The following is a 23,215-nucleotide window of genomic DNA, read 5'->3' on the forward strand; positions in this document are numbered from 1 at the left end:
CGCACGGTAGGGACGCCGGATGGCGGAACGTTCAACGGAAGGCAAAGGCCGGGCTCGGACGGGATGACGCGTTGAACATCATTGCGCGAAGGCGGAGTCGGACGGAAGCAGCGACGTACGGCCCCCTCCGTCGTGGAGGGGGCCTTGTTCCGGTGAGTGTCCTGCTGCGGACTGCTGCCGGCTCAGATCGTGGGTGTGTCGTCGATGTGCTCCTGGTGCGGTTCGAGGACGAACCTCCAGCCGGCGCTGGGTTCCATGAACCGCACTCGGGTGGGGTAGATGTCCAGGGCGCGGCGGTCGCGTTCTGGCCGCCCGTGCTCTTCCGTCCGCGGGTCTGCTCTTCGAAGAGGTCGACCTTGACATCCGGCACCGCGACGACTTCTTCGTTCCAGCGCTGAACGATTCCCGCGCCGAACGCTTCCCTTGCTGCGGTGTAGAGCGATTCCAGGGACGCCTGGTTCCCGTCGGGCACGAAGAGGGCGAGGTTCAGCAGGACGCCGGCACTCTGGAGAACCTCGATTTCCTCCCCTGCCTCGTCGGCCACCCATATGCCGCGCCCTTCGGCGTCGTCCGGAAGGAGATGGATCTCCTCACCGAAGATCGTCCTTGCGGTGAAGGACCCGCCCTCGAAATTCTTACCCGACTTCGTGAGGAATGCCGGGGCGTAGCAGTCGAGAGGAAGACCTTCCATCTCCGCCGAGACGAAGACAGAGTCCTGGAGACCCAACTCCGAGACCTCCTCGGCCGTAAGACGTCGAGCCGTAACCTTCTCGGTGTTCACACTGTTTCCCTTCTTCGTACAGCCACGGACAGTTCGGCGACCCGCTGCTCGCGGCTTCGCCACGGCCCGCCAGCCAGCCAAGTGGTGACCCCGGGTCACGTGGCGCCGGTGGTTGGGTGCGTCGTTCGACGTCGCTGCCCCGGCCAGGATCCCGGACACCTTCGGCTCCCCGAGGAGCCACGGGGCGTGAGTGTAGTGCGGAGGTCTGACAGCGCAGCCGCAGCCTTTCCCAACCTCGGGCTGGGGCGTTGCGGTGGAGGGTGAGGACGGCTTGGACGAGTGCGGTGATGCGGGTGGTGCTGCATCGGAGCTTGCGCAGGAGTCGCCAGGTCTTGAGGGTGGCCATGGCCTGTTCGCCGAGCGCGCGGATATTGGCGTGGGAGCGGTTGACGGCCTGCTGGCCTGCGGACAGCTACTCCCAGCGGCCGCGGTAGGGAACCCGCACCACCTGATACGCCTTGTCGGCCCAGCAGGAGATGTCCGCCTGGGTCAGGGCGTCGACGATGCCGTGGGTGCGGGCGGCGCGGACGTCGTGGACCGCACCCGGCAGGGCGGCCGAGGCCCACAGCAGACGCCCGGTCGGACGGAGGAGATACGGCCGCGTCCACCTGAGTGAGTGTGCGCGGGATGCCCGTCATGACTGCGCACTCCGTCAGGTGCGGCTCGGTGCCGTCTCCGGCTCCGGTTCCCGCGGACGCGCTGCCGCGCGGCGGGGGAGGAGCAGCGGGGTCGCCAGCAGGAGCACGCCGGCCAGGCCGATGGCCGTACGCGGGCCGAGCAGGCCTCCGAGCACGCCCCAGACGGCCGTCAGGAGCGCGGTCGAGGCCTTGGTCGTCACCGCCCAGGCGGACAGCGTGCGGGTGACCCGATCGGTCGCGGTGCGCTCGAGGCGGTAGGTGGCGTGGACGGGGTTGAAGATCCCGCAGCAGAAGATGATGCCGAGCTCGACGCCCATCACCAGTAGCAGTCCTCCGGTGCCCGGTCCCAGCAGGGCCAGGCCGATGGGCCAGAGCGCGCGCAGCGCCCCCATGGCGACCAGGACCTGGTGCTGTCCGAACCGGGCGACCAGCGGTGGGGCCAGCCGCGAACCGAGCAGTCCGCCGATCGAGGGCGCGGCGAAGGCGAGGCCGTACTCCCACGGTGCGAACCCGAGTCGGCCGAGCATCAGGACGGCCAGCAACGGCTGGACGGCCATCACCAGGCCGTTGAACAAGGCGGTGTTGAAGAACAGCGGACGCAGCGCCCGGTCGGCGAGGATGTACCGCCAGCCGTCGAGCAGGTCCCGGGTGCGCAGGCGCGCCGCCTCCCGGCGCTCGGGCCGCGGCTCGTTCCCGCCCGTCGCGCGGATGCCCAGGGCCGAGAGCAGGTAGCTGACCGCGTCGGCCACCACCGTCGCCACCGGGCCGAGAAGCCCGATCGCCGCGCCGCCCAGCGGTGGTCCGATGATCGTGGTCGTCCAGGCCGTGGACTCGAATCGGGCGTTGGCGACGAGCAGGTCCCCGGTCGGCAGCAGGGTCTTCACGTACGCGCCGGAGGTGGCGCGGAAGGTGATGTCGGCCGCCGCGACGACGACCGAGACCAGCAGGAGCTGGAGGAAGGTGAGGACGCCGAGCGCGAACGCGGCGGGGATCGTCAGCAGCGCCGCGAATCGCACCAGGTCCATCGCGATCAGCACGGGCCGCTTGCTGCGGAACTCCACCCACGGGCCGAGCGGCACCGCCACGGCCGCGCCCACCGCGGCCCCCACGGAGGAGAGCGCGGCGACCTCGGCCGGTCCGGCGTGCAGCACCCGGATGGCGATCAGCGGGAACGCGCCGAAGGCGAGCCAGGTGCCGAGCGCGCTGGTCCCGTACGCTGCCCACAGCCACCCGAACCGCCGCCCCAGCCGGTGCCCGCTCCCCATGCCCGATGCCTCTCGCCAACTCCCCGCACAACCGATCCGCGATCGGAGTCATCAAAGCGAGACCCACGGCCTGGGATCAAACAACCGCGGGGCCATCGGCCACAACGAACGGTTGTGGCCCTAGGGTGTCGGTATGGACCTGGAGACCGTGCGGACCTTCGTCGCCGCCGCCGAGGCGGGGCAGTTCCAGGAGGCCGCCGCCGAACTGGCGGTCACGCAGCAGGCCGTTTCCAAGCGCATCGCCGCGCTGGAGCGCAGCCTCGGCGTGCGGCTGTTCACCCGTACCGCGCGCGGCGCCGAGCTCACCATCGACGGTCAGGCGTTCCTGCCCCACGCGCGCGAGCTGCTGCGCGTCGCCGAGCGGGCGGTCGCGTCGGTGCGCACCGGCCGCCGTCCGCTGCGCGTCGACATCATCGCCTCGCGCGGCGCGGCGTCGGGCCTGATGCGGGCCTTCCACCGCGCGCACCCCGAGATCGAGCTCGACGTGGTGATGCTGTTCGACATCGAGACGGCCGTCGCCGCCATCCGGTCCGGTGAGATCGACGCGTCCTTCCGCGCCGTCGCCGCTCCCGGCCGGCCCCTTCCCGAGGACATCGAGTCCGTCCGGGTGCTCGACGAACCGCTCGAGCTCCTCACCGGCCCCGCCCACGCGCTGGCGGGCGCCCGGTCGGTGACCGTCGCCCAGCTCGCCGGGCACCGGATCTGGATGCCCGGCATCGTCCCCGGTACCGAGTGGGCCGCCTACTACGACGACCTGGTCGCCGAGTTCGGCCTCACCATCGAGGCGACCGGCCCCAACTTCGGCTCCGACGCGCTCCTCGACACCGTCGCCGACACCCCGGCTCTGGCCACCTTCATGGGCGGGGACACCCGCCTCGTCTGGCCCGCCGGCCACGGCCTGCGCCGCATCCCGGTGACCGACCCGACACCGGTCTACCCGCACTCGCTCCTGTGGCACCGCGACAACCCCCACCCGGCGCTGGCCACCCTCCGCGCCCACCTCGCCGCGACCGCGTCCGGCCACGACGTCGCCGGGACCTGGACACCGGGCTGGGTGACTCCGCACTGAACGCCGCCGCGTCCACGATCATCCCGGCAGGACCGCGGCGGCGCGGGGCTTGCACTACGTCGCCCTGCGCTCGCGGGCATCCGGTTCCTCCGCCGCTCCGTGCGAGGCGACACCGGGTCGCGTGAGCGGCGCGAGCCGCTGGACGGCGCTGTCCACGAGTTCCAGGTCCGCCTTGGTGTGGGCGATGGCGGCGTCGATGAGGAGGGCCACCAGCGGGTCGTCGGTGTGGCCGCGCCGCAGGCGGGTGAGACCGGCGAGTTCGGAGAGGTAGGTCTGGCGCTGGGTCTCCACCAGGGCGTGCACGGCGTCGGAGCCCAGTGAGGCGGCGCCGAACAGTTTGAGGAACAACTCGTCGCGGAAGCCGCCCGTGCGGACCCACGCTGTGGTCGCCCAGGAGTGCAACTCGTCCTGGCCCTGCGCGGTGAGGGTGTAGCGCGTCTTGTCGGGGCGGTCGCTCTGTGCCACTTGGGACCGGGTGACATGGCCGTCGCGCACCAGGCGGTCCAGAATCTGGTAGAGGTGCCCGATGTTGAGGCCGCCCCACTGCGGGCCGATGGCGTCCTCGAAACGGCCCTTGAGCTCGTAGCCGTGGCTCGGCCCCTCCGACAGCAGCGCGAGCACCGCGTGGTGCAGTGGCATTTTGCATCCCCTCTCTATTGTGACAATGTACCCCTGCATTGCCGCAATGCAGGAGGGGTGGTCGGAAACATGAGCGTGACCCTGCGGGACGTGTCCCGCCGGCACCCGGGAGTCGTCGCGCTGGACGGCGTCGACCTGGAGATCGGGGACGGCGAATCCGTGGCCCTGACCGGCCCGTCCGGCGCCGGCAAGTCGACCGTGCTGCACGTGGTCGGCGGCATGGACCTGCCGGACTCCGGCACGGTGGAGGTCGACGGCACCGCGCTGACACCGGGCGGGCTCGACGCCCATCGCCGCCGGATCGGCTTCGTCTTCCAGCGCTTCCACCTCCTGCCCGCGCTGACCGTGCTGGACAACGTCATGGCGCCAGTGCTGCCCCGCCGGGTGGACTTCGACCGGCGGGCCCGCGCCATGGAACTCCTCGACGCCGTGGGCCTGGCACAGCGGGCCGGGGCGCTGCCCTCGGAGCTGTCGGGCGGCCAGCAGCAGCGCGTGGCGGTCGCCCGGGCGCTGATCAACCGGCCCGGTCTGCTGCTCGCGGACGAGCCGACCGGCAACCTGGACAGCGCGACCGGCAGGGAGATCATCGACCTGCTGCTCTCGCTGACCGAGCAGTACGGGATGACGCTGCTCGTCGCGACGCACGACGTCGAGGTGGCCGCGAGCTGCGACCGGATCGTGCGCCTGCGTGACGGACGGATCGTGGCCGACGAACGCGTGACGCCGGCGGCCGACGTCCTCGACCGGCTCGGGGGGCTCCGCCCGTGATCGCCATGATCTGCTCCCAGCTGCGGCGCCATCGGGCCCGCGCGCTGGCACTGGCCGCCGGCATCCTCGTGGCCGCGACCAGCTTCACCCTGCTCACCTCTACGGTGACCACCAGTCAGGCGCGGACCACCGAGACCGTCCGGAAGAACGCCCGCTCCGCGTACGACGTCCTGGTGCGCCCCCATGCGAGCCAGACCGCGGTCGAGCGCGGCGACGGACTGGTCGAGGCGAACTTCCTGTCCGGGATCTTCGGCGGCATCGGCCTCGGCCAGTACGACCGGATCAAGAAGATGCCCGGGATCGAGGTCGCCGCGCCGGTCGCCAACGTCGGCTACCTGATGGTGCCGGGAACGCTGAAGGTCGACGTGTCGTCCTTTCTGGACGGCACGGCGCCCGCCCAGATACTGCGGATCAAGCCGACCCTGACCGCGGGCCTGGGCCGCTACCGGACCGCCGACCAGTACGTGTACCTGAGCCGCAACCCGATCGAGCCGTCCAAGACCCTCTCCGACTCCACGTTTCCGGGCCTGCTCGAGGAACATGCGGACCACCGCAACTATCCGGTGTGCTGGTACTACAACCACAACAAGACCGACGTCCACGTCGAGCACACCGACGACGGTGGATTCGGGCCCCTCAAGCCCAATCTCATCCGTGAGGACCGCCGCGAGATGTCGCCGTTCGACCCCGACATGAACGCCTGGCTCACCTGCCGGTCGGGGCGGGACAAGGCGATCGCCGAGATCCCGGTCTCCTACCCGGTGCTGCTGTCCGCGGTGGACCCCGCCGCCGAGGACCGGTTGGTCGGTCTCGGACGCGCCATCACCTCCGGCCGTATGCTCACCGACCGCGACAAGCCCGTCTGGGGCGGAAAGGAGTGGTCGAACCTGCCCTACTGGACGATCCCCACCGTGCTCAGCGACCAGGTCCTCACCTCCGGGAGCGTGAACGCCACGGTGGAACGGCTGGACGCGGGCGACCCCGCGGCCCTGCGCGCGAAGCTCGGCAGCCCCGCCGCCCACGACTTCGTCAACAACCTTCGCGGAAAGCCGGTGGGACGCGTCAGCGCCGACCTCGAGCAGGGCTTCCCCGGGAAGACCCTCTACCCCCAGCAGGTCGACAGCTACTGGACGGTCGGCCCCGTCGACTACCGCCACGCCGAGGCGGGCCTGGCCCCGCGCACCCGCGCGGACCAGTCTTCCGAGGTGTGGCGCACCAACGAGGACCGCCAGTTCGTCGAGTTCGTGCCCGAGGAGAACACCGGCACCCAGTTCCGCGAGGTCGTCAGCCACCCCGGAACCGCCTGCTGGGGCACCCGGACGTGCGGGCACGAGGACTACGGGAGGACACCGATCCCGTATCTGAACCCGGTCGGCCGCTACGACGCCACCAAGCTCCCCGGTTTCTCCTCGCTCTCCGAGGTGCCGCTGGAGACCTACCGCGCGCCCCAGGTCACCGGCGCCGACGAGGCCGGGCGGACGGCGCTGCACGACCGGCCGCTGCGCCCCGACCGCAATCTCGGCGGCTACCTCGCCGCGCCGCCCACCATGCTCACCTCCCTGGACTCGCTCTCCGTCCTCACCAAGAGCCGCAGGCAGCCGACCGTGCAGGACAAGGCCCCCATCAGCGCCATCCGCATCCGGGTCGCCGGCGTCACCGGCGTCGACCCCGCCTCCCAGGCACGGGTCAACGCGGTGGCGGGCCGGATCCGCACCGCGTACCCCGGCCTCCAGGTCGACATCACCATCGGCAGCTCACCGGCACCGCAGACCATCGCGCTGCCCGGAGTCGACGTCGTCGAGAGCTGGACCGCCAAGGGCGTGGCCCTGCGCATCCTCAAGGCCGTCGACGCCAAGAGCGCCGTGCTGTTCGTGCTGGTCCTCGTGGTCTGCGCGCTCTTCCTCGCCCAAGCAGCCCTGGCCTCCGTGCGATCACGCCGCACCGAGATCGGCACCCTGCGCTGCCTGGGCTGGAGCCCGCCGGAGATCCTCCGGCTCATCCTCGGCGAACTCGTGGCCATCGGCCTCGGCGCGGGAGCTGCGGGCGCCGTGCTCGCCTACGTCCTGGGCCTGGTGCTCAAGCTGCCAGACGCCGGGACCAAGGCGGCTCTCGTGCTGCCCGTTTCGCTGCTGCTCGCGGTCACCGCCGGGCTGTTCCCGGCCTGGCGCGCCACCCGGCTGAGGCCCCTGGACTCGATCATGCCCCCGGTGACCGCCACCGGCCGCGCGGCGCCCGTCCGTTCGGTCCGCGGACTCGCCGTACGCAACCTGCTGCGGGTACGTGGCCGTACCGCGCTCGGCGCGGCGGGACTGGCACTGGCGGTGGCGGCCTTCACCGTCCTGCTCGCCCTCACCCTGGGCTTCCGGGGCCAGGTGGCCGGCTCACTGCTGGGCAACGCCGTCGTCGCACAGGCCCGCACCGCGGACTACCTGAGCGTCGCCCTGTCGCTGCTCCTCGGCGCCGCCGGCGCCGTCGACGTCCTGGTCCTGTCCATGCGTGAGCGCGCCGCCGACCTCGCCGTCCTGCGCGCCACCGGCTGGACGTCCCGCGAACTCGCCCGGCTCAGCTATTGGGAAGGTGCCCTGCTCGCCCTCGTGGGCGGCCTCACCGGCGCGGTCACCGGGCTCGGGACGGTCCTCGCGATCGGCTGGGGCACGCTGGACGGACGCCTCCCCGCCGTCGGCGGCGCGGCGCTGCTCGCCACCCTGGCCGCCGTGGCCCTCGTCTGCGCCGCCCTGGCCCTCCCGGTCCGCGCCCAGTCACGCATCGCCCCCGCCCACCTGCTGGCGGTCGGGTGACGGCGGCCGGGAACGGCGGGGACGTCACCCGCGTGGCGACCGTCCTGCGGCCCGGGGCCCGAGCGCCCGGGCCGCACGACGGCCGGAGCCCCGGTACGCCCTCTACAAGTCCGACCCCGACCTGACGGCGGCCGGACCGGTGGTGCTCCACTGCGCACCGACATCGGCCGCTTCGGGACTCCGGGCGCAGTTGTGTACGGGCCACGGCCGGCCGACCTCGCCCGGTGGGATCGCTCGACGCCGTCCGGGGCGTCGGCACGTCGCTGACGCGTCCGCGGCAGCCGGCACCCCACGTGGAAGTGTGCGGCGGATCGACGGCGGTGATGGACGTTCGCCCAAGTCCCGTGTTTCCCAACGTGGTTGCCATCGCGTTGCCCGGCCGTACAGACTGCGGTCCATGTCGGACGGCAATCGCATCCTGCTCCTGCACTTGGATGTCGACGAGGGGCGGGTGGTCATCGCACGGAACAATCCGGACAACGCGCGCTACGTGGTCGTGGCGGCGCGGGATCACGACCTGGACGCCGCTGCGCTGGTGTTTCTCGGCTGCGCCGCGGTCGGTGCCGAGACGGTGGGCGCCCTGCGCTACAAGGGCCCGGTCTACGCCACATCACCTGATGTCAGCGGCGACGGAACCCCTGCAGGAGTACACGGTCCGCGGCCAGATGGTCCCGGGTTCGGGGCGACGGTTCTCCGGTCCGGCCCGCTGTCGTTTCAAGGTGATCCGGTGGTCCGGTACCTGCCGGAGCTGCGCAGGATCATCCTGGGGGAGGCCTGAGCATCGTCACGCGCCGAAGTGCAGGTGGGATGCCCACAAGGACGGGGTGTTGGGGTAGCGGCCCCGCTGCAAACGGACGGCCCGGTGCAGGGAACGCGCGGCGTGGGCGAGGTCGAGCTTCCCGGTGCGCGTGTCGCGGAGCCCCGTGTAGAACTCGTCGGTGATCTCCACGGCGATCTCGTCGTCCAGTTCCCATAGCGTCCCGACGACCTGTGGGAAGCCTGCTGCCTGCAGTCCGCCGGCCAGGTGCATTCCTTCCCCTAGCAGGCGCTCGGCCGGGTTCAGGGCGGTGTGGCAGGCGGAGAGATAGGCGAGCTGTGAGCCTTCGAGGCTGATGGCGTTGAGATCGGCGACGGTCAGTGGGTTCTGTTCGTGGTCGTGCAACAGGAGTCGGCTGGCTGCCGGGTCGTCGATGTCGTAGCTGCCATGGCAGGCGAAGTGGGCGACGGCGCGGCCGGGGAGGTCCGCCAGGACCCGGTCACGGTCCGGCTCGGTCAGGACGAGGGGGGTGGGCAGGATGTCCGCCAGCAACCCGGTCTCGTCAGGGACGTTCCGCAGGTCCGGCAGGCCTGGGGTGGCCGGCATGGCGACGATCAGCGAGGTGTTCGCGTAGGTGCTGGTCGCAGCCTGTCGCAGTCGCGCGTGACACAGCGCCCGGATGGTGGGCGTGTAGGACGATACGACGCGGTCCATGACCGTCCGGCCGCTCGGGGGGTCGTCGTGGTGGCCGGCGGCGTGCAGCGGCAGCAGACTGAGGTATCCGCCGGGCGCCCACCACAGTCGGGGCAACGGCGTGCCGTCGGCGGGGGGTCCGTGGTAGCCCAGCACATCGAGAACCGGGCCCGTGATGTTGTCCCAGAGCCACTTCAGCACGTTGGTGAGGGTGTGCTGCGCCGCGACGCGATCCCCGGCCGGGTCGTGGGCTTCCCGCAGCGCGACGTGGAAGGCGTTGACCTGGTCGATCACCGTGGTCGCGGTGACGGCGGGCAGGCGCAGCGAGGTGATGCCCTCCCGTGTGAGCAGAAGGGCGTCGCCGCGGTACGCGACGTTGAAGCTGACGACCGGGCCCTGGTCGGCGACGGCGAGAAGTTCGTCAGCCGTGGGAGGCAGCGCGAAGGTGGCGAAGCCGTCCAGGCCCCGGATCTCGCGAAGCGTTGCCGCCAGCTCCGCGGCCGGCCCGATGCGGTCGCCGTCGCCGGGCAGTGCCGGGTCGGCGTCCCGGTCCAGAAAGTCACGCAGAGCGGTGAAGCGCGCTGCCAGCTGAGGGTGAACCTCCTGGAGCCCGGTCAGGTCCCCGCGGAAATCGAGAAGCTGGCCGAGCAGCACGGCGCGGCCCGCTTCCAGCAGTGACAGGGCGCGTCGCGCGCGCTCGGCCGGCGGCCTGGTCGGCTCGGCCAGGGACAGAGCCGCGGCATCGTCGGCGAGTCCCGCGGCCGACTCGATGACACCCTGCTGCTCGGCGCGGCGCATCCGCCGCGGCGCCACCTCAGGCAGCAGGTGGACCGCGGTTTCCAGGAGGTCGGAGGCGAGCGCCAGATCCTCCGGGCCCGGTGCCGCGGGAGCTACGGCGGCCAACCAGGCGCCGACCTTCGCCCCGTGAACGCGTAGCCGAGGCGCCGCGGCAGGGGAGCGGACCAGCTCCGACAGGACGCGAAGCGCCTCTGGGCGATCCTCTTCGCGGCAGGTCTCGCCGTCGGCATCACTCCCGGGACGGACACGGGTGATCCGGGTCAGCAGCGCCTCTCCGAGAACCAGCAGCCAGTTCGGCCGGGAGAAATCATCGTCGGCGGCCAGGAGGGCTTGACGAGCGGCATCCACCGCCTCGTCGATGTCTGTCGTGTACGGGTGCAGCTCGAAGCGGGTCTTCAGCACTTGGCAGAGATTCCCGTACGCCTCTGCCCGATGTCCGTCGGCGTCCGCCGCGACCTGTGTCGCGCGGCGGCCCAGCTCGACGGCTTCCTCAAGATCCGTCTCGTTCCGGTCCGCCAGGAACCGGTGTCGCATGCCGTCGCTCAGGGAGGTCAGATGGACGGCGTTCTCCGGATCGATCGCAAGGGCCTGCCGGCACGCCGTCACGGCTTCGTCGAGGTCCGCCCGGTCGCCTGTCCTGTGGTACCGGAGCTTGAGCGCGTAGCTGAGCGAAGCCAGGTCTCTGGCGTGCTGCGTACCCTCGGCGCACGTCGTCGCGGCCGCTTCCCGTCGCGACTCCACAACGGCGTCCACGTCAGCCTGCACGTAAGTCCATTCGAACCGTCGTGTCAGGTAGGCCCCGAGCAGGCGCCGCACCTCGGTCTGCCCCGGCTCGTCATCGTTCCCTGGTTCCGTCCGGATCTGCGCGACGCGTAGCTGGAGATGTCCACGAGGGTTCACCCGTGGCCGGGGCTCCGAGGTCGTCGCGGCAGCGGCACGCCGAACGAGGGCGATCGCCGCATCCAGGTCGTCCAGAGCCCCGGCCCACCGCGCGCGAGCGTCCAGCACGATCGCCATGCTGATCAGCAGTCCCGGCGAGGGTTCTGGCTGCGCCGCGGCGGTGAAGCTTCGGGCGATGTCCGCCGCCTCGTCCAAGTCGGGTCGCGCGCGGGCGTGCTCGAAGCGGCTCTGCAGCGCGCAGCTGAGATCCGACCGGCAGGACATGCGCTCTGCGTCGGTCGCCGCGGCTGCGAGGGCGCTGCGCAGGACGGAGACGGCGTCGTCCAGGTCCGCAGGCGTCCTGCGGTCGTGAAAGCGGCTGAACAGTGCCTGAGCCAGCCGGGAGAGGCGCTCGGACAGTTCCGCGCTGCCGGTCGGAGTCGCCTCGGTGATCGACCGCCGGACGACGATGATCTCGTCCAGGTCCCCGGACCTACCGGAGAGTTGAAAACCCGCCCACAGCGCGCGATCGAACTGCAGCAAGACGGAGAGGCGGTCCCGGTGGTCTCCCTCCGCCGAGACCGCGGCGGCGCGACGGGCAAGAGCCGTGGCCTCGACCAGGTCCGCCGTCGTCCCGGTCTCCTCGTAGCGGAACAGCAGCGCGGTACTCAGGCTGGTGAGCAGCGGCGCGCTGCAGGGAGCGGCGTGGACGGCCCGCCGGTTGACCGCGACCAGGTCGTCGATGTCTGCCGTATCGCTGGTGCGGGTGAACCGGGCGGACAGGAGTGAGGCGAGGCGCAAGAGGTCGAGGACGCGGGAGTCGTGCTCCATGGGCCTGATGTCGACGAGGCGGCGCGTCACGACGATGGCCTCGTCCAGATCGGCTTCGGACGCGGTCAGCTCGAACCTGCCACGCAGCACGTCCGCGAGGTTCGACAGGTACATGGCCATACCGGCCTGCCCTTCGCCAGCCAGTACAGCCTGACGCGCGGCGCCCAGCGCCTCGTCGAGATCCGCCGGCGAGCGGGTGAGCTCGAAGCTGTCATGCAGCGCCCTGGCCAGGTTGTGCAGTGTCGCGGCCAGGCTCGGGTCGTGCGGGTCGGCTGCTGCGACGGCTTGCCGGGCGGTTCGTGCCGCCTCGGCCGCGTCCTCCGGCCTGCGCTCGCGTTTGAAGCGCAGACTCAGCACTCCGCTCAGGTTTGTTGCCGCAGCGGCGACCCCGCTGTGACCTGCCGCAACGGCGACGGCTCGGCGCGCGACGGCGATGGCTTCGTCCAGATCCGCCGCATCGCGAGTGCGCTCGTACCTCAGCTTGAGAGCGGCGACCAGGTTCGAGAGATACATCCCCAGGTTCTCTTCGTCCGCGCCGAGTTGCACGGCGCGGCGGCCCGCGGCCAGCGCCTGGTCCAGATCCGCTGCCGCATCGGTGCGCTGGGAGCGTGAAACCAGCGCACCGCAGGCTATCGCCAGCCGCTGCGCCCGCTTTGGATGCCCTTCCGCGGTGGCGTTCACCACGTGGATCCATTGATCGACCAGATCCGAGAGCAGACGTGTGTCCGGGCCGAGCGCCGCATGGTGCAGCATCGCGGGAAGTCGCAACGCGGCCTGGTCGGCCAACGCGGGAAGCAGCGGTTCGGGGAACTCCACCCAGCCGATGGCGATCGAGGCCGCGGCCAGCAGGTCGAAGGCCTCGTCAACCAGGGCCTGACGCCGTCCGTCCGGCACGGCTTCGGCCTGATACCACTTCAGCCAGCCCAGCACATGCCTGGCTGGGATGTCCGGGCGCTCTTCCGCATCGAGGGTTCCCGCCAGACTGTCGGCCATCGCGATCACACCGGGGGACCATGCCGGTGACGGATCACCTGTCGCTCGGATCCGCTGCACGAACTCCCCGAGCAGCCCCAGAAGTTCATCGCGTCCCATCCAGTCCTCCTCGTGGCACGGCGTCTCAGCGTACGATGGCGGCGACCCACAGCGCTCGGGTCCGCTGACGGCGACAATCCGGGAGAAGGCCAGTGGCACGCGGCGGTAGGCGGACGACGGAACAGATCGCCGACGGCATCGCACGCGTCTGCGAGAACGCCGAACGGATGCGCGCCACACTGGAACCCGGCCCGGCGGACGACCTGCGGCGACTCGAGGAACTGCTGATCGCCCTCCACGACGGCACGGATCCCGCCGATCTGCTCGAGACCGTTCACCGCGCGCTGCGGCGGGCGCAGGACGCCATGGGCGTCTTCGGGAGTGTCCGTGACGCTTCGACGGTGACCTTGGCCGGGATCGATGCCGGCCTGCCCGGCGAACCCGTCCTTCTCTGTCCGCGCGCCGGTCATCCGTGCGCCCGTTACGCCTGGCCGGGGCCGGAAGGAACGCCTGTCTGCCATGTGACGGGAACTCCCCTCCGGCGCACGACACTCACCAAATGACGGATTTCCTCGGCGGGTTCGGCACCGAACTCAGCAAGAACCTCGCCGACAAGTGGGTGAGTCTGCTGGCGCTGCCCGGGGCGCTGTACCTCGCTGTGTTCGTGGCCGGACGAGCCCTCGGTCAGTTCCACGCACTGGATGTCTCACTCCTGGTTCGCCGCATCACGTCCTGGGCCGACGATCCGGCCGCGACCACCGCCGGCGGCCAGATCGTACTGCTCGCGGCCGTCCTCGCGGCGTCCGTGGCGACAGGTCTGGCGGCCCGCTTCCTGGGGGCGGCGATCGAACGGGTGGCGCTGGCAGCGGATTGGCGCTCGTGGCCGCGTCCTGCACGTGACCTCGCGCGACGCAGGACTCAGAAGCGCCGGAACCGGTGGGACGAGGCACACCGGGAATACAGCCTTTGGTGGGAGGAGGGCGCACGCACACAGGCACTGAACCGTCCCCACGACCCGGGGCCGCGGCATGCCGCACTCCGCACCAGAGCGGCGATCTCGGCGGAACGCCCGGACCGGCCGACCTGGAGTGGTGACCGGATGCATGCTGTTTCCGTGCGGCTGCGGCGTGACCATCGCCTGGACCTGACCCAGGTTTGGCCACACATGTGGCTGATGCTTCCTGATGAGGCACGGAACGAGATCACCGCGACGCGTACCGCCATCGCCCGTGCTACCGAACTCGGTGCCTGGGCAGCGCTGTACACGCTGCTGGCATTCGTATGGTGGCCTGCGGGTATCGTCGGGTTGTCGCTGGGGGCGGCCGCTTGCCGGCGCACCCGCGACGCGACGGATGGCTATGCCCGGCTTGTGGAAGCAGCCGTCCGTCTGCATGTCCGTGAACTGGCGCAGCGGCTCGGAATCGACCCTGCCGGGCCGCTGTCCTCCCACGTCGGTGACCGATTCAGTGAGCTGCTCGGCTCGGCGCCACCGATAGTTCCTGATGCACGGTCCGAGTCCGGCTGAGCGGATCGGAAAGTCAGTCGGCCTGAGGCTGCCTCCACCCTCGGGCGCTTCTTCGGAGCCCTGTTGGCGGCGCCTGGCAGCCGGGAATGAGTCCGGTGTGTGGGACCGTTCGCCCACCCGGCCCTGCTGACCAGGCTGCGGAGGGCAAGGCAGAGCGCGGGGTACTCCCCTCGCCCTCTCGCTGACCGGCAGTAACCGCAACGGCATCACCCCGGTGGTCCCTCCGGTGGAGAAGGTCCCGTCGGTGGCTGCCAGAAGGAGGTCAGTACCAGCGGCTGAAAGCGGCAACGCCGGATCCGGCCTCTGCGGCGTGTCGAACAACCCGTAGGGGAGCGTCGATGAGTTCCGCCGCATCGCAGTCGGGTGTGTCGCCCATCGCGGCCATCCAGTCGGTGATCCGGGAGAGGGCGGTGCTTCGCTGCGCGTCGGACATGAGCAGGGCTTCCTCAGCCCGAGGCAGAGCGGTCCGAACCTCGTCGGCGGACAGCAGGAAGTTTCCGAACCAGCCGGGGAGCATCGCCGATCGTTGGGCGCCAAGGCCGTAGTACAGGGCCGCGACCGGGTTCGCCTTGCGGGCGGTCGCTACGAAGAGACCATCGCCAACTGCCTCGGGCATCATCGTCATACTCGCGTCCTGCATGGCGTCCGTGGCCGCGGTGGACACGTTGGCGTCCTCGATGAAGTCCGCGAATCGATGGGCGACCGGCGTGGGTGCCAAGGGTCCGGAAGGACCCATGGAACGCTCGAAAAAGGCCTCTTCCTCGCCGCCGTTCAACCACCAGGCCAGCGCCTGGCTGAAATCCGGCGGCTTGTCCCAGTCGCCGGGCCGTATGAGATGGACGTAACGGTCCGGAAGTTCCCGAGCCTCCGTGTCGGGGATGCCGCCGACCACCCATACCCCTGTCGAGCTCACCGTGACCCCTCTCGGTCTTCGGGGCAACTCTAGCCGTCTCGCTGATCGGCATCACAAGATCAACGAAAGAGCCGAATCACGTGGTCGTCCACAGTCGCCCGCCTGGTGACGAACTCTCCCGCTGTTTGAACAGCGGCTCAGCGGTAGTCCTCGGGGTGCCCCTGCATCCAGCGGTTGATCCGGTCGCGCGTCGTCACGAGCTGGTCCTGGTGCGCCTTGAGGTTCTCAAAGGAGGTGTTCGCGCCGAGTGCGTCGTGCAGATCCGCCATCCATTCGAGGGGCTCGCGGAAGTGGCCAGGGCCCTGGGGGTCGGCCTTCATCGCGGCATCGAGTTCGACGAGTTCGGTGTGGACCCGGGTCAGGAAGTACTCGCACTCACCCGGGGACGTTGTTGCTGTGCAGCCGGAGTGGTAGGTGGCCTGCAGGGTGGCGAAGGCGTCGCGTACCCTCTCCACCGGTGCTGCCGGCTCGGCGGCCGAAAGGGACGCGGACGCGGACGCCGATGCGGCCGCCGGCGCGGGGCTGTCGCCGGCTGTCCGGCCGGTGCCGGCGTCTGATGGCGCAGAGCACGAGAGCAGAAGAGCGACGAGCGGGACGGCGAGCAACGTGGCGCCGGACAGGCGTCGTACAGGTTCCTTGATCACGACGGATACGACGTACGCCGGGACCGCACGGTTCCTCACGGCCTGCGGGGAAACCGCCGCGGCTATTTCGCGATGACTGAGAATCGTCCGAACTCATCTTCCGAGTCCGCAAGTGCTGGTGCTCTGCTGCAGATGCTCAGCGGTTGTTGGGTGACTCAGATCGTCAGAACCGCAGTCGACGCGGTCAGTGGCGATTTCGTCCTGACCGTCGATCGTGCCTGGCTCCTTGTGCGCACCTTCATCAAGGTGGGGGCGGCCGGCGAACTGGGTGAGTGGTGTGAGTTGTAGCCACTGCACATCGCCAATCGGGACACCGGCTTACCCTGGCATGGTGTTCTCACCCGAAGGGCCCTCGTTGCGCGAGTTGGCCGTGCAGGCTCTGTCCTCTGTCGAGCACGGCTATGACCTGCTTGCCCCGAGGTTCGACCACACGCCGTTCCGCACCTCGAACCGCATTCTCGACGCGACCGCCGCTGCCCTGCGCCCATTTGGCCCTTTCGGTGACGGGCTGGACGTGTGCTGCGGCACGGGAGCGGGCCTGCGCGTTCTGCAACCGCTGTGCCAGGGCCGCGTAGCGGGAGTGGACTTCAGCGCCGGCATGCTCGCACAGGCGCGCCGTGCCCACCCGGACGCGGAATGGATACGCGCGGACGCACGGAAGCCGCCCTTCGCCGCGGAGTTCGACCTGGCCGTCAGCTTCGGCGCCTTCGGGCACTTCCTGGCCACCGAGCGGCCGGCCCTGTTCACCGGGGTGTACCGCGCCCTTCGGCCCGGCGGGCTCTTCGCCTTCCCGGTCTTCGCGCCGCCCCGCATCGCCTCCCGGCGCTACTGGATACCCGCCGGGTTCGACGCGGCGATGCGGATACGGAACACGATCTGGCGGCCGCCCTTCGTCATGTACTACCGCACCTTCCCGCTCCGCGCGGTGCGCGCCGAACTGACCGCGGCGGGCTTCACCGTGAGCACGACCGCGGTGCCCGACTTCGGCCACCGCCCCGACGGCGCCCCGTACTCCCGCCTGGTCCTCGCCCGTAAAGCGTGACGCAGGGCCCCGCATCGAGGTCGCACAAGCCGATGGGGCCCGGGCAGGCCCTGCGACGCGTCATTGAAGATCGCGGGCAATAGGGACATTCGGCCCTTCTTGTGCGCCGTTCCACCGGGGAGTCTGAGAAGCGGAGCACTGAAAAGACCGCTGTGGTCCCCTTGGGAACCACAGCCGCGGAACAAGACGTCAAGGGTGTTGCCCGATGAGACTTGCGTTCCTCGAACCTTTGTACGCCAATCCTGGCCCCTACGCGTCCGTGTACCTGGACACCTCACGCGACGTCGGCGCCGACCCGGACGCGGCGGTCGCGCTCCGCTGGCGGCACCTGAGCGACGAGCTGACATCCCAGGGGGCCGACCCGTCCTGCCTGACGTCCCTGGCGCGCGCGGTGGGTTCGGACGCGGACCTGCCCGGACCGCACGGCCAGGCCATCTTCACCGCCCACGGCACGCTGGCGCTGAAGGATGAACTGCCGCGCCCGCCGGCGCGGGACACGGCCAGCTTCGGTACTCTCCCGGACACCATGCCGCTGGCCACCCAGCGCGCGCCGGACATCCCCTACGTGGCCGCGGTCGTCCGCTACTCCGGCCGCCACACGACCGACGCGGACCGGATCGTGACCGTCGAGGCGGAGGCCGGTGCCTGGCCGCTGACGAAGGTCAGCCCCGGTGCGCGCCTGCACGAGCGGATCCCGGTGCACGAGTGGCCGCAGTCAGCCGTGTGGATCGGCCGCACTCTCAACGGATGGGCCCGGCAAATCGACGCCGACGTCCTCGTGCTCGCCGGGGACGTGTGGGCACGCGGTATTCTCCAGCGCCGTCTGCCCACCTTCGCACGGGGGCGCATCGTCACCGTCGAGGGCCGGGACGCGTCGGAGCCGGAACGGGCTCTGCTGGAGATTCAACTGGAACACCTCTTCTCCGGGCGCATGTCGGCGCACGACCGGATGCTGATGAGCATGTTCCTCGCCCAGCGGGCGCACGACGGAGCCGCGGCCGAGGGCCTGGCACCCGCTGTGACAGCCCTGCAGCGAGGGCAGGTCAAGGCCATGCTGCTCAACGACCACCCCGAGTCCGCGCTACGGCTGTGGGTCGGCCCCCGGCCCACGCAGCTCGCCCTCAGCGAGGAGGAGTTGCGGCACTTCGGCGTGGACAATCCTCGGCAGGAACGAGCCGGGGTGGCGCTGCTGCGCGCCCTGGTCGGCACCTCAGCCGAACTGGTTGTCGTGCCCCAGCGGCGACTGCGCCTGCGGGAGGGCGTAGGCGTGCTGCTGCGCTACGCAGGCCGAGGTGCGGTCACCGGGGATTGACCGGGTCCGGTCGGTGCCGGCCATCCCGGAGGTGATCCGGGAACGTCGGCGGAGTGATCAAGACGGATGCCACACAGTGGAGCGTCCACCCGCGATGGCAGACCGGGCTTTCATTGGAATGCGAGGGTGACCCCGAGGCACCGTGGTGCCGGCGGGCACGAGCCGTCGTGAGGCCTCGGTTCGATCCCTGTACGACGTGCCTCAGGGCGCCGCGCACACGGCCTCGACAAGGTGACCGACCTGTTCCTCGGACAGACGCCGGGAGAGATCGGCTTCGCTGATCATGCCGACGAGCCGGTGCTCGGCGACGACAGGCAACCTCCGGATCCGGTGATCCTGCATGGTGCGCAGAACCTTGTCGGCTGCCGCATCGGCGTCGATCGTGACGGGCTTTCCCTGGGCCAGCTCGCCCGCGGTCATGTGCTTGGGATCCTTCCCCCGGGCCAGGCACTTCACGACGATGTCGCGGTCGGTGATGATCCCGTGGAGCCGGTCGTCCGGGCCGCAGATCGGTAGCGCGCCTATGTCCAGCTCGCGCATCCGACGCGCCGCCACGTCCAGCGTCTCGGTCTCCTGGACGCACTCGGCGCCCACGTGCATGATGTCCCGTGCAGTGGTCATCGCTGCCTCCGTCGCTTTGCCGCGGGGCGGGACCCCCGATGGGGCCGGGCCCTCACTGCTGGGTCGATCTCACTAGTCTGATACATACACATTCGTTTTCCACAGGGCCGAAGAGACCACTGCGCCTCCCGCGCTGTTCGCGGGGTTCGCGGGCCGGTGTCACTGGAACGGCGCCCTCTGCAACCGTTGCACGTCGTGCACGCACCAACGCCGTCCTGCCGCAGGAATTGGCGGGCGGCGTCGTCCCCGATCCTCGATGCAGGCCAGGGCATGGTGGACACGACGATGCGTGGAAGCCGCGTGCCGCCAACTGCGGCAGGGGTGTCCTGAGCCCGTCATCCGACAAGAACCTCCGCCTCGCAGGCGACAGGAGAAGTGATCTACTGGCTGCGGGCCTGCCCTTGCGCACATATGGAGACCTGCGAGGTGGGCTCCCTTCGCCGGCATTGCCCGGATCAGGTGGTGGAGGTCGCCGTCCGGTCTTGCCGACCTTCCGGCCTCTCAGTCCGACCGTCGATGACCGGCTCTGCAGGAGTTGCTACTTCCTGCTTCCTCACCGGCTGTTCCGGTCGAACTCCCTCGCTCGCCCCGCAGGCCAATTCCCACCATACGCCCCGCAGTGCCGGGTACCAGGGCCGACCGGCCCCGGTTCCCGCTTCCATTCGGCCCCACGTCGGCCCCACGAAATCTCGCCATCGGCGGTTATGGCCGGTGCCCGGGCAGCCGGAGGCCGATGCCTCGCGCCGTGACGACCGGCATGCAGGCCGCCTCATCGCCCGAGCGGGCCTTCCCGGGCTTGTGCCTGATCAGCGTCACCGCTCGCCGGGGCAGCGGCGCCGCCTTTCGTGACGCCGCAAGACAGCGGGAACTTCCAGCCCATGCCGTATGCGCCGACCGGAGTCACAGTGGAAGCACAGGCGGCCGCTGGGGCCACGTCGCGCGCAACCGGTGCGGTGGGTCGGAAGGTGTCCGAATGCTCGACCACGGATCCGTCCGTCACGGAGTCTCCGGGTGTTCGCCGCGGGCGGGTGAGGGTTCGGTGACATGGCGGACCCACGCCGGCTGTCTTCGGAACGAGGAGGCCGGATCGTGTTGTTCACGGATCGTCTCGACGCGGGGCGGCGGCTTGCCGCCCGGTTGGAGTACCTCAAGGACGAGGATGTGGTGGTGCTGGGGCTGCCCCGGGGAGGGGTTCCGGTCGCGGCGGAGGTCGCCAAGGCGCTGGGCGCGCCCTTGGATGTGTGCATGGTCCGCAAGCTCGGGGTGCCGTTCCAGCCGGAGCTGGGGATGGGGGCGATCGGCGAGGACGGCGTCCGTGTGATCAACGACGAGGTGGTGCGCACCACGGGCGTCACCTCGGAGGAGCTGGCCCAGGTGGAGCACCGCGAGCGCGAGGTTCTGGAGCAGCGTGGCCGGCGGTACCGGGGCGATCGGGAGCCGGTCGATCCGGCGGGACGGACGGTGGTGGTGGTCGACGACGGGGTGGCCACCGGGTCGACCGCTCGGGCTGCCTGCCGTATCGCCCGGGCGCGTGGGGTGGCGCGGATCGTCCTGGCGGTGCCCGTGGCCCCGCCGGACTGGACCGAACGGCTGGGTGGGGAGGCGGACGAGCTGGTCTCCCTGGCCACGCCCCGGCACTTCTATGCGATCGGCCAGTTCTACACCGACTTCTCCCAAGTCGACGACAGCGAGGTCGTGGCCTGCCTGGGGCGGGCGGCGGGCCACCCTCATGGATCCGCCGCCGGCACGGTGCTGCCGGACCGGGAGCTGGACGTGGCGGCCGGCCCCGTGCGGCTGCGCGGGCAGCTCACCGTCCCCGGGGACGCCACCGGGCTCGTGGTGTTCGCCCACGGCAGCGGCAGCAGTCGGCACAGCCCGCGCAACCGGTTCGTCGCCGCCGGGCTGAACCAGGCGGGTCTGGGCACCCTGCTGTTCGACCTGCTCACCGAGGACGAGGAGCGTGATCGGGCCAACGTGTTCGACACCGGGCTGCTGGCGCGCCGCCTGGCAGCTGCCACCGGCTGGCTGCGCGAACAGCCCGAGGCCGAGGGGCTCGCGGTCGGATATTTCGGCGCCAGTACCGGCGCGGCTGCCGCTCTGTGTGCCGCCGCGGAGCAGGGTGCGCGGATCGCGGCGATCGTCTCCCGCGGCGGCAGGCCCGACCTCGCCGGGCCGTGGCTGCCCTCGGTGTCGGCGCCCACGCTGCTGATCGTCGGCGGTCACGACCACATGGTGCTCGACCTCAACCGCCAGGCGCAGGCCCGGCTGCTCTGCGAGAACGGTCTCGCGGTCGTCCCCGGCGCCACCCACCTCTTCGAGGAGCCCGGCGCCCTGGACGCGGTCACCGAACTGGCCCGGGACTGGTTCGCCGATCACCTGGCTCCGGCCGCCCACGCCGTCACAGGAGGTTGAACACGCGCCGCTGCGGCAGGTACCCACCCGACACCGCAGCCTTCAACGACGCGGCAGGCGGGAATCGTCGTCCTTTGGGGCGACGAGGATGTCAAAGCTCTTGTGAGAGCAGGATTTCGTGGGCCAGCCGGGCGCCGCGTGCCGCCTCTTCCGCCAGAGCGGTGTCCTGGGACGGGATGCTTTCCAGGCCCTGGGCGAGCGCCCGGATGGCGTCGGCCAGCGTCTTCACCTGCGATTCCAGCCGTGTCAGCCGAGCGTTGGGGCTCTCGGCGGCACCGGCGTCGGGTGCGGTGGGGCGGGTCTCGGTGTCCCGCCCGCCGGGGTCTTGGTGGGCCATCTCGTGCTCCCTACGGGGGTGTGATGGATGGGCCGCTACTCGTCAGCCGGGGTGATCAGGCCGTAGTGGCCGTCGTAGCGGTGGTACAGGACATTGCCCCGACCAGTGGTGTCGTCGGCGAAGAACACGAACGGAAACCCGGTGATGTCGAGCCGATGTTTCGCCTCGGCCACGTTCATGCGCGGTGCAGGGATCTCGCTGACGGTCAGCGGTACGGCCACATCGCCGACGATACGCGGACGGGGGTGGACCTGCGCGAGCCGGTAGCCGGTCGGTCCGGACCGGTACAGCACGCTGTCCTCGCCGGTGCCGAGATCGGTGAACAGGTGGAAGTCGTAGTCCGTCATCTCCATCTCGAAAGCCGCCTCATCGGGCGACTCCCGAGCGAGGGAGAAGGACTTGTGGCGTACGACCTGACGCTCCTCGGCCGGACGTGGGTAGTGGTCGGGGCGGTGGCTGGGTTCGCTGCCGTGCCGCCACGCGTGCGGGCCCGGCATGGGCATCCTGCCGCGCCGGGCCTCCCAGTGCTCCGCCAGCCGGGCCAGCCGTTCACCCAGCCGGTCCTGGAGCAGATCGATGGCCTCGCCGATGGTCGCCGCGGCGACGTGTGCGCGGACCGGGCGGCCGTTGACGTCCACGCTGGCCTGTGCGATTGCCGGGCGGTCCATGGCGGGGTTGGCCATGTGCGTCAGCTTGACGCGGGCGAACAGAACCGGTTCTCGTGTCCGGCTGATCAGTGCCCGCACTTTGGCCTGTGCGTACTCGGCCGCGTCCGGTGGAAGCTGCCCGCGTGTCTCCACCTGGACCTCCGGGGCCTGGGGTGGTGCAGAATGCTTCATGGCTTTCTCCTGACCGGATAGGTTCTCCTTCCACACTCGTCGTTCATCAGCCGTGTGCGGAGGGCCGAACGGTCCCAGCCCAGGGCAGGCCGTCCCCGGGGACCCCGAGCCGATGGCCTCCTGGCATCACGAACATGCCGGTCAGGACCAGGCAGGCTGCGACGTAGAGCACCATGCAGATGGCGAGCGAGTAGATGATCGCCTTCGGCATGTGGCGCTGGGCGTCCTTGGACTCCTCGGCCGCGGTGCTCATCGCGTCGAAGCCGAACACGGCGAAGAAGACGGTTGCGGCTCCGGTGAACGCTCCGCGGACCACGTAGGGGAAGAACGGGTGGTGGTTCGCGGTGTTGATGTGGAAGACGCCGATGCCGATGACCGGCAGCACGACGAGGATCTTCAGCCCCACCGCAGTGGCCTCGAAGCGTGCCGCGCTCTTGATGCCCAGGTTCAGCAGGGTGCGCGATCAGCAAACACAGCAGGGCGGCGATCAGGTCGACCCGGTGTCCGGCACCCGTACCAGGGGCTCCCAATGTCCACGCCGGAAGATCGGCGCCCGTTTCACCGCCCGGAAGCCGAAGTGTCCGGAGATGCCGATGGCGATGGCCCAGCCGCTGTCCGTACG

Annotated in this window: 18 protein-coding genes and 3 pseudogenes; 10 read left to right on the forward strand and 11 right to left on the reverse strand. The window is 70.5% G+C overall.

The features are described from left to right. Positions 1–182 precede the first annotated feature (182 nt). The 3 genes and pseudogenes from ACWDAS_RS33130 to ACWDAS_RS33140 form a co-directional block, all read right to left on the reverse strand. Positions 183–781, reverse strand: a pseudogene (locus tag ACWDAS_RS33130) (hypothetical protein). A gap of 253 nt (positions 782–1,034) precedes the next feature. After that, positions 1,035–1,364 (reverse strand): annotated as a pseudogene (locus tag ACWDAS_RS33135) (transposase family protein); the annotation flags it as partial. Between the two features lie 69 nt (positions 1,365–1,433). Then, positions 1,434–2,684, reverse strand: a complete 1,251-nt coding sequence (locus tag ACWDAS_RS33140) for an MFS transporter (protein ID WP_450398321.1) — start codon at positions 2,682–2,684, stop codon at positions 1,434–1,436. A gap of 133 nt (positions 2,685–2,817) precedes the next feature. Here ACWDAS_RS33140 and ACWDAS_RS33145 point away from each other — a divergent pair, with 133 nt between their 5' ends. Further along, positions 2,818–3,753 (forward strand): LysR family transcriptional regulator, encoded by a 936-nt coding sequence (locus tag ACWDAS_RS33145; RefSeq protein ID WP_450398323.1) that lies wholly within the window; start codon positions 2,818–2,820, stop codon positions 3,751–3,753. Between the two features lie 54 nt (positions 3,754–3,807). Here the strand turns inward: ACWDAS_RS33145 and ACWDAS_RS33150 are convergent, their stop codons facing one another. Beyond that, entirely contained in the window at positions 3,808–4,392 is a 585-nt protein-coding gene (locus ACWDAS_RS33150) for a PadR family transcriptional regulator (protein WP_450398325.1), read from the reverse strand. 69 nt (positions 4,393–4,461) lie between these two features. On the opposite strand from ACWDAS_RS33150, the gene ACWDAS_RS33155 reads away from it, so the two are divergent. From ACWDAS_RS33155 to ACWDAS_RS33165, 3 genes are all read left to right on the forward strand, one after another. Next, the gene (locus ACWDAS_RS33155) at positions 4,462–5,160 is read left to right on the forward strand and encodes an ABC transporter ATP-binding protein (RefSeq protein ID WP_450398327.1); all 699 of its coding nucleotides are present in this window, start codon (positions 4,462–4,464) and stop codon (positions 5,158–5,160) included. A gap of 5 nt (positions 5,161–5,165) precedes the next feature. Next, the gene (locus tag ACWDAS_RS33160) at positions 5,166–7,958 is read left to right on the forward strand and encodes an FtsX-like permease family protein (protein WP_450398413.1); all 2,793 of its coding nucleotides are present in this window, start codon (positions 5,166–5,168) and stop codon (positions 7,956–7,958) included. Positions 7,959–8,355: 397 nt separating this feature from the next. Beyond that, on the forward strand, positions 8,356–8,736 hold the full coding sequence (locus ACWDAS_RS33165) for a hypothetical protein (protein WP_450398328.1): 381 nt from the start codon (positions 8,356–8,358) through the stop codon (positions 8,734–8,736). A gap of 6 nt (positions 8,737–8,742) precedes the next feature. Here ACWDAS_RS33165 and ACWDAS_RS33170 read toward each other — a convergent pair whose 3' ends face one another. Next, complete coding sequence (locus ACWDAS_RS33170) at positions 8,743–13,008, reverse strand: CHAT domain-containing protein (protein WP_450398330.1); 4,266 nt, start codon at positions 13,006–13,008, stop codon at positions 8,743–8,745. 92 nt (positions 13,009–13,100) lie between these two features. On the opposite strand from ACWDAS_RS33170, the gene ACWDAS_RS33175 reads away from it, so the two are divergent. Next, positions 13,101–13,511, forward strand: coding sequence for a hypothetical protein (locus ACWDAS_RS33175; RefSeq protein WP_450398331.1), 411 nt, complete (start codon positions 13,101–13,103; stop codon positions 13,509–13,511). Further along, positions 13,508–14,473: a hypothetical protein gene (locus tag ACWDAS_RS33180; RefSeq protein ID WP_450398333.1), complete on the forward strand. Its 966-nt coding sequence runs from the start codon at positions 13,508–13,510 to the stop codon at positions 14,471–14,473. The genes ACWDAS_RS33175 and ACWDAS_RS33180 overlap by 4 nt, the downstream gene beginning before the upstream one ends. 262 nt (positions 14,474–14,735) lie before the next feature. Here ACWDAS_RS33180 and ACWDAS_RS33185 read toward each other — a convergent pair whose 3' ends face one another. Together ACWDAS_RS33185 and ACWDAS_RS33190 are read right to left on the reverse strand one after the other, a co-directional pair. Next, complete coding sequence (locus tag ACWDAS_RS33185) at positions 14,736–15,365, reverse strand: hypothetical protein (protein ID WP_450398335.1); 630 nt, start codon at positions 15,363–15,365, stop codon at positions 14,736–14,738. A gap of 158 nt (positions 15,366–15,523) precedes the next feature. Further along, the gene (locus ACWDAS_RS33190; protein WP_450398336.1) at positions 15,524–15,841 is read right to left on the reverse strand and encodes a hypothetical protein; all 318 of its coding nucleotides are present in this window, start codon (positions 15,839–15,841) and stop codon (positions 15,524–15,526) included. A gap of 261 nt (positions 15,842–16,102) precedes the next feature. Here ACWDAS_RS33190 and ACWDAS_RS33195 point away from each other — a divergent pair, with 261 nt between their 5' ends. From ACWDAS_RS33195 to ACWDAS_RS33205, 3 genes are all read left to right on the forward strand, one after another. Beyond that, positions 16,103–16,318 carry a hypothetical protein gene (locus tag ACWDAS_RS33195; RefSeq protein WP_450398338.1) on the forward strand — a complete coding sequence of 72 codons (216 nt, stop codon included), beginning with the start codon at positions 16,103–16,105 and terminating at the stop codon, positions 16,316–16,318. Between the two features lie 43 nt (positions 16,319–16,361). Then, entirely contained in the window at positions 16,362–17,072 is a 711-nt protein-coding gene (locus ACWDAS_RS33200; RefSeq protein ID WP_450398414.1) for a class I SAM-dependent methyltransferase, read from the forward strand. 205 nt (positions 17,073–17,277) lie between these two features. Further along, positions 17,278–18,384, forward strand: a complete 1,107-nt coding sequence (locus ACWDAS_RS33205) for a baeRF2 domain-containing protein (protein ID WP_450398339.1) — start codon at positions 17,278–17,280, stop codon at positions 18,382–18,384. A gap of 201 nt (positions 18,385–18,585) precedes the next feature. On the opposite strand, the gene ACWDAS_RS33210 is transcribed toward ACWDAS_RS33205, so the two are convergent. Next, positions 18,586–19,005 carry a CBS domain-containing protein gene (locus tag ACWDAS_RS33210; protein WP_450398340.1) on the reverse strand — a complete coding sequence of 140 codons (420 nt, stop codon included), beginning with the start codon at positions 19,003–19,005 and terminating at the stop codon, positions 18,586–18,588. A 1,089-nt stretch (positions 19,006–20,094) separates the two neighbouring features. Between ACWDAS_RS33210 and ACWDAS_RS33215 the strand changes: the two genes are divergently transcribed. Beyond that, a complete protein-coding gene (locus ACWDAS_RS33215; protein ID WP_450398342.1) occupies positions 20,095–21,417 on the forward strand; it encodes a phosphoribosyltransferase family protein in 1,323 nt (440 codons plus the stop codon). 91 nt (positions 21,418–21,508) lie between these two features. Here the strand turns inward: ACWDAS_RS33215 and ACWDAS_RS33220 are convergent, their stop codons facing one another. The 3 genes and pseudogenes from ACWDAS_RS33220 to ACWDAS_RS33230 form a co-directional block, all read right to left on the reverse strand. After that, entirely contained in the window at positions 21,509–21,754 is a 246-nt protein-coding gene (locus ACWDAS_RS33220) for a hypothetical protein (RefSeq protein ID WP_450398344.1), read from the reverse strand. Between the two features lie 35 nt (positions 21,755–21,789). Then, positions 21,790–22,593 carry a sigma 54 modulation/S30EA ribosomal C-terminal domain-containing protein gene (locus tag ACWDAS_RS33225; protein ID WP_450398345.1) on the reverse strand — a complete coding sequence of 268 codons (804 nt, stop codon included), beginning with the start codon at positions 22,591–22,593 and terminating at the stop codon, positions 21,790–21,792. Between the two features lie 133 nt (positions 22,594–22,726). Further along, positions 22,727–23,194, reverse strand: a pseudogene (locus tag ACWDAS_RS33230) (amino acid permease); the annotation flags it as partial. Positions 23,195–23,215 lie beyond the last annotated feature (21 nt).

Source organism: Streptomyces sp. NPDC001070 (assembly GCF_053598835.1).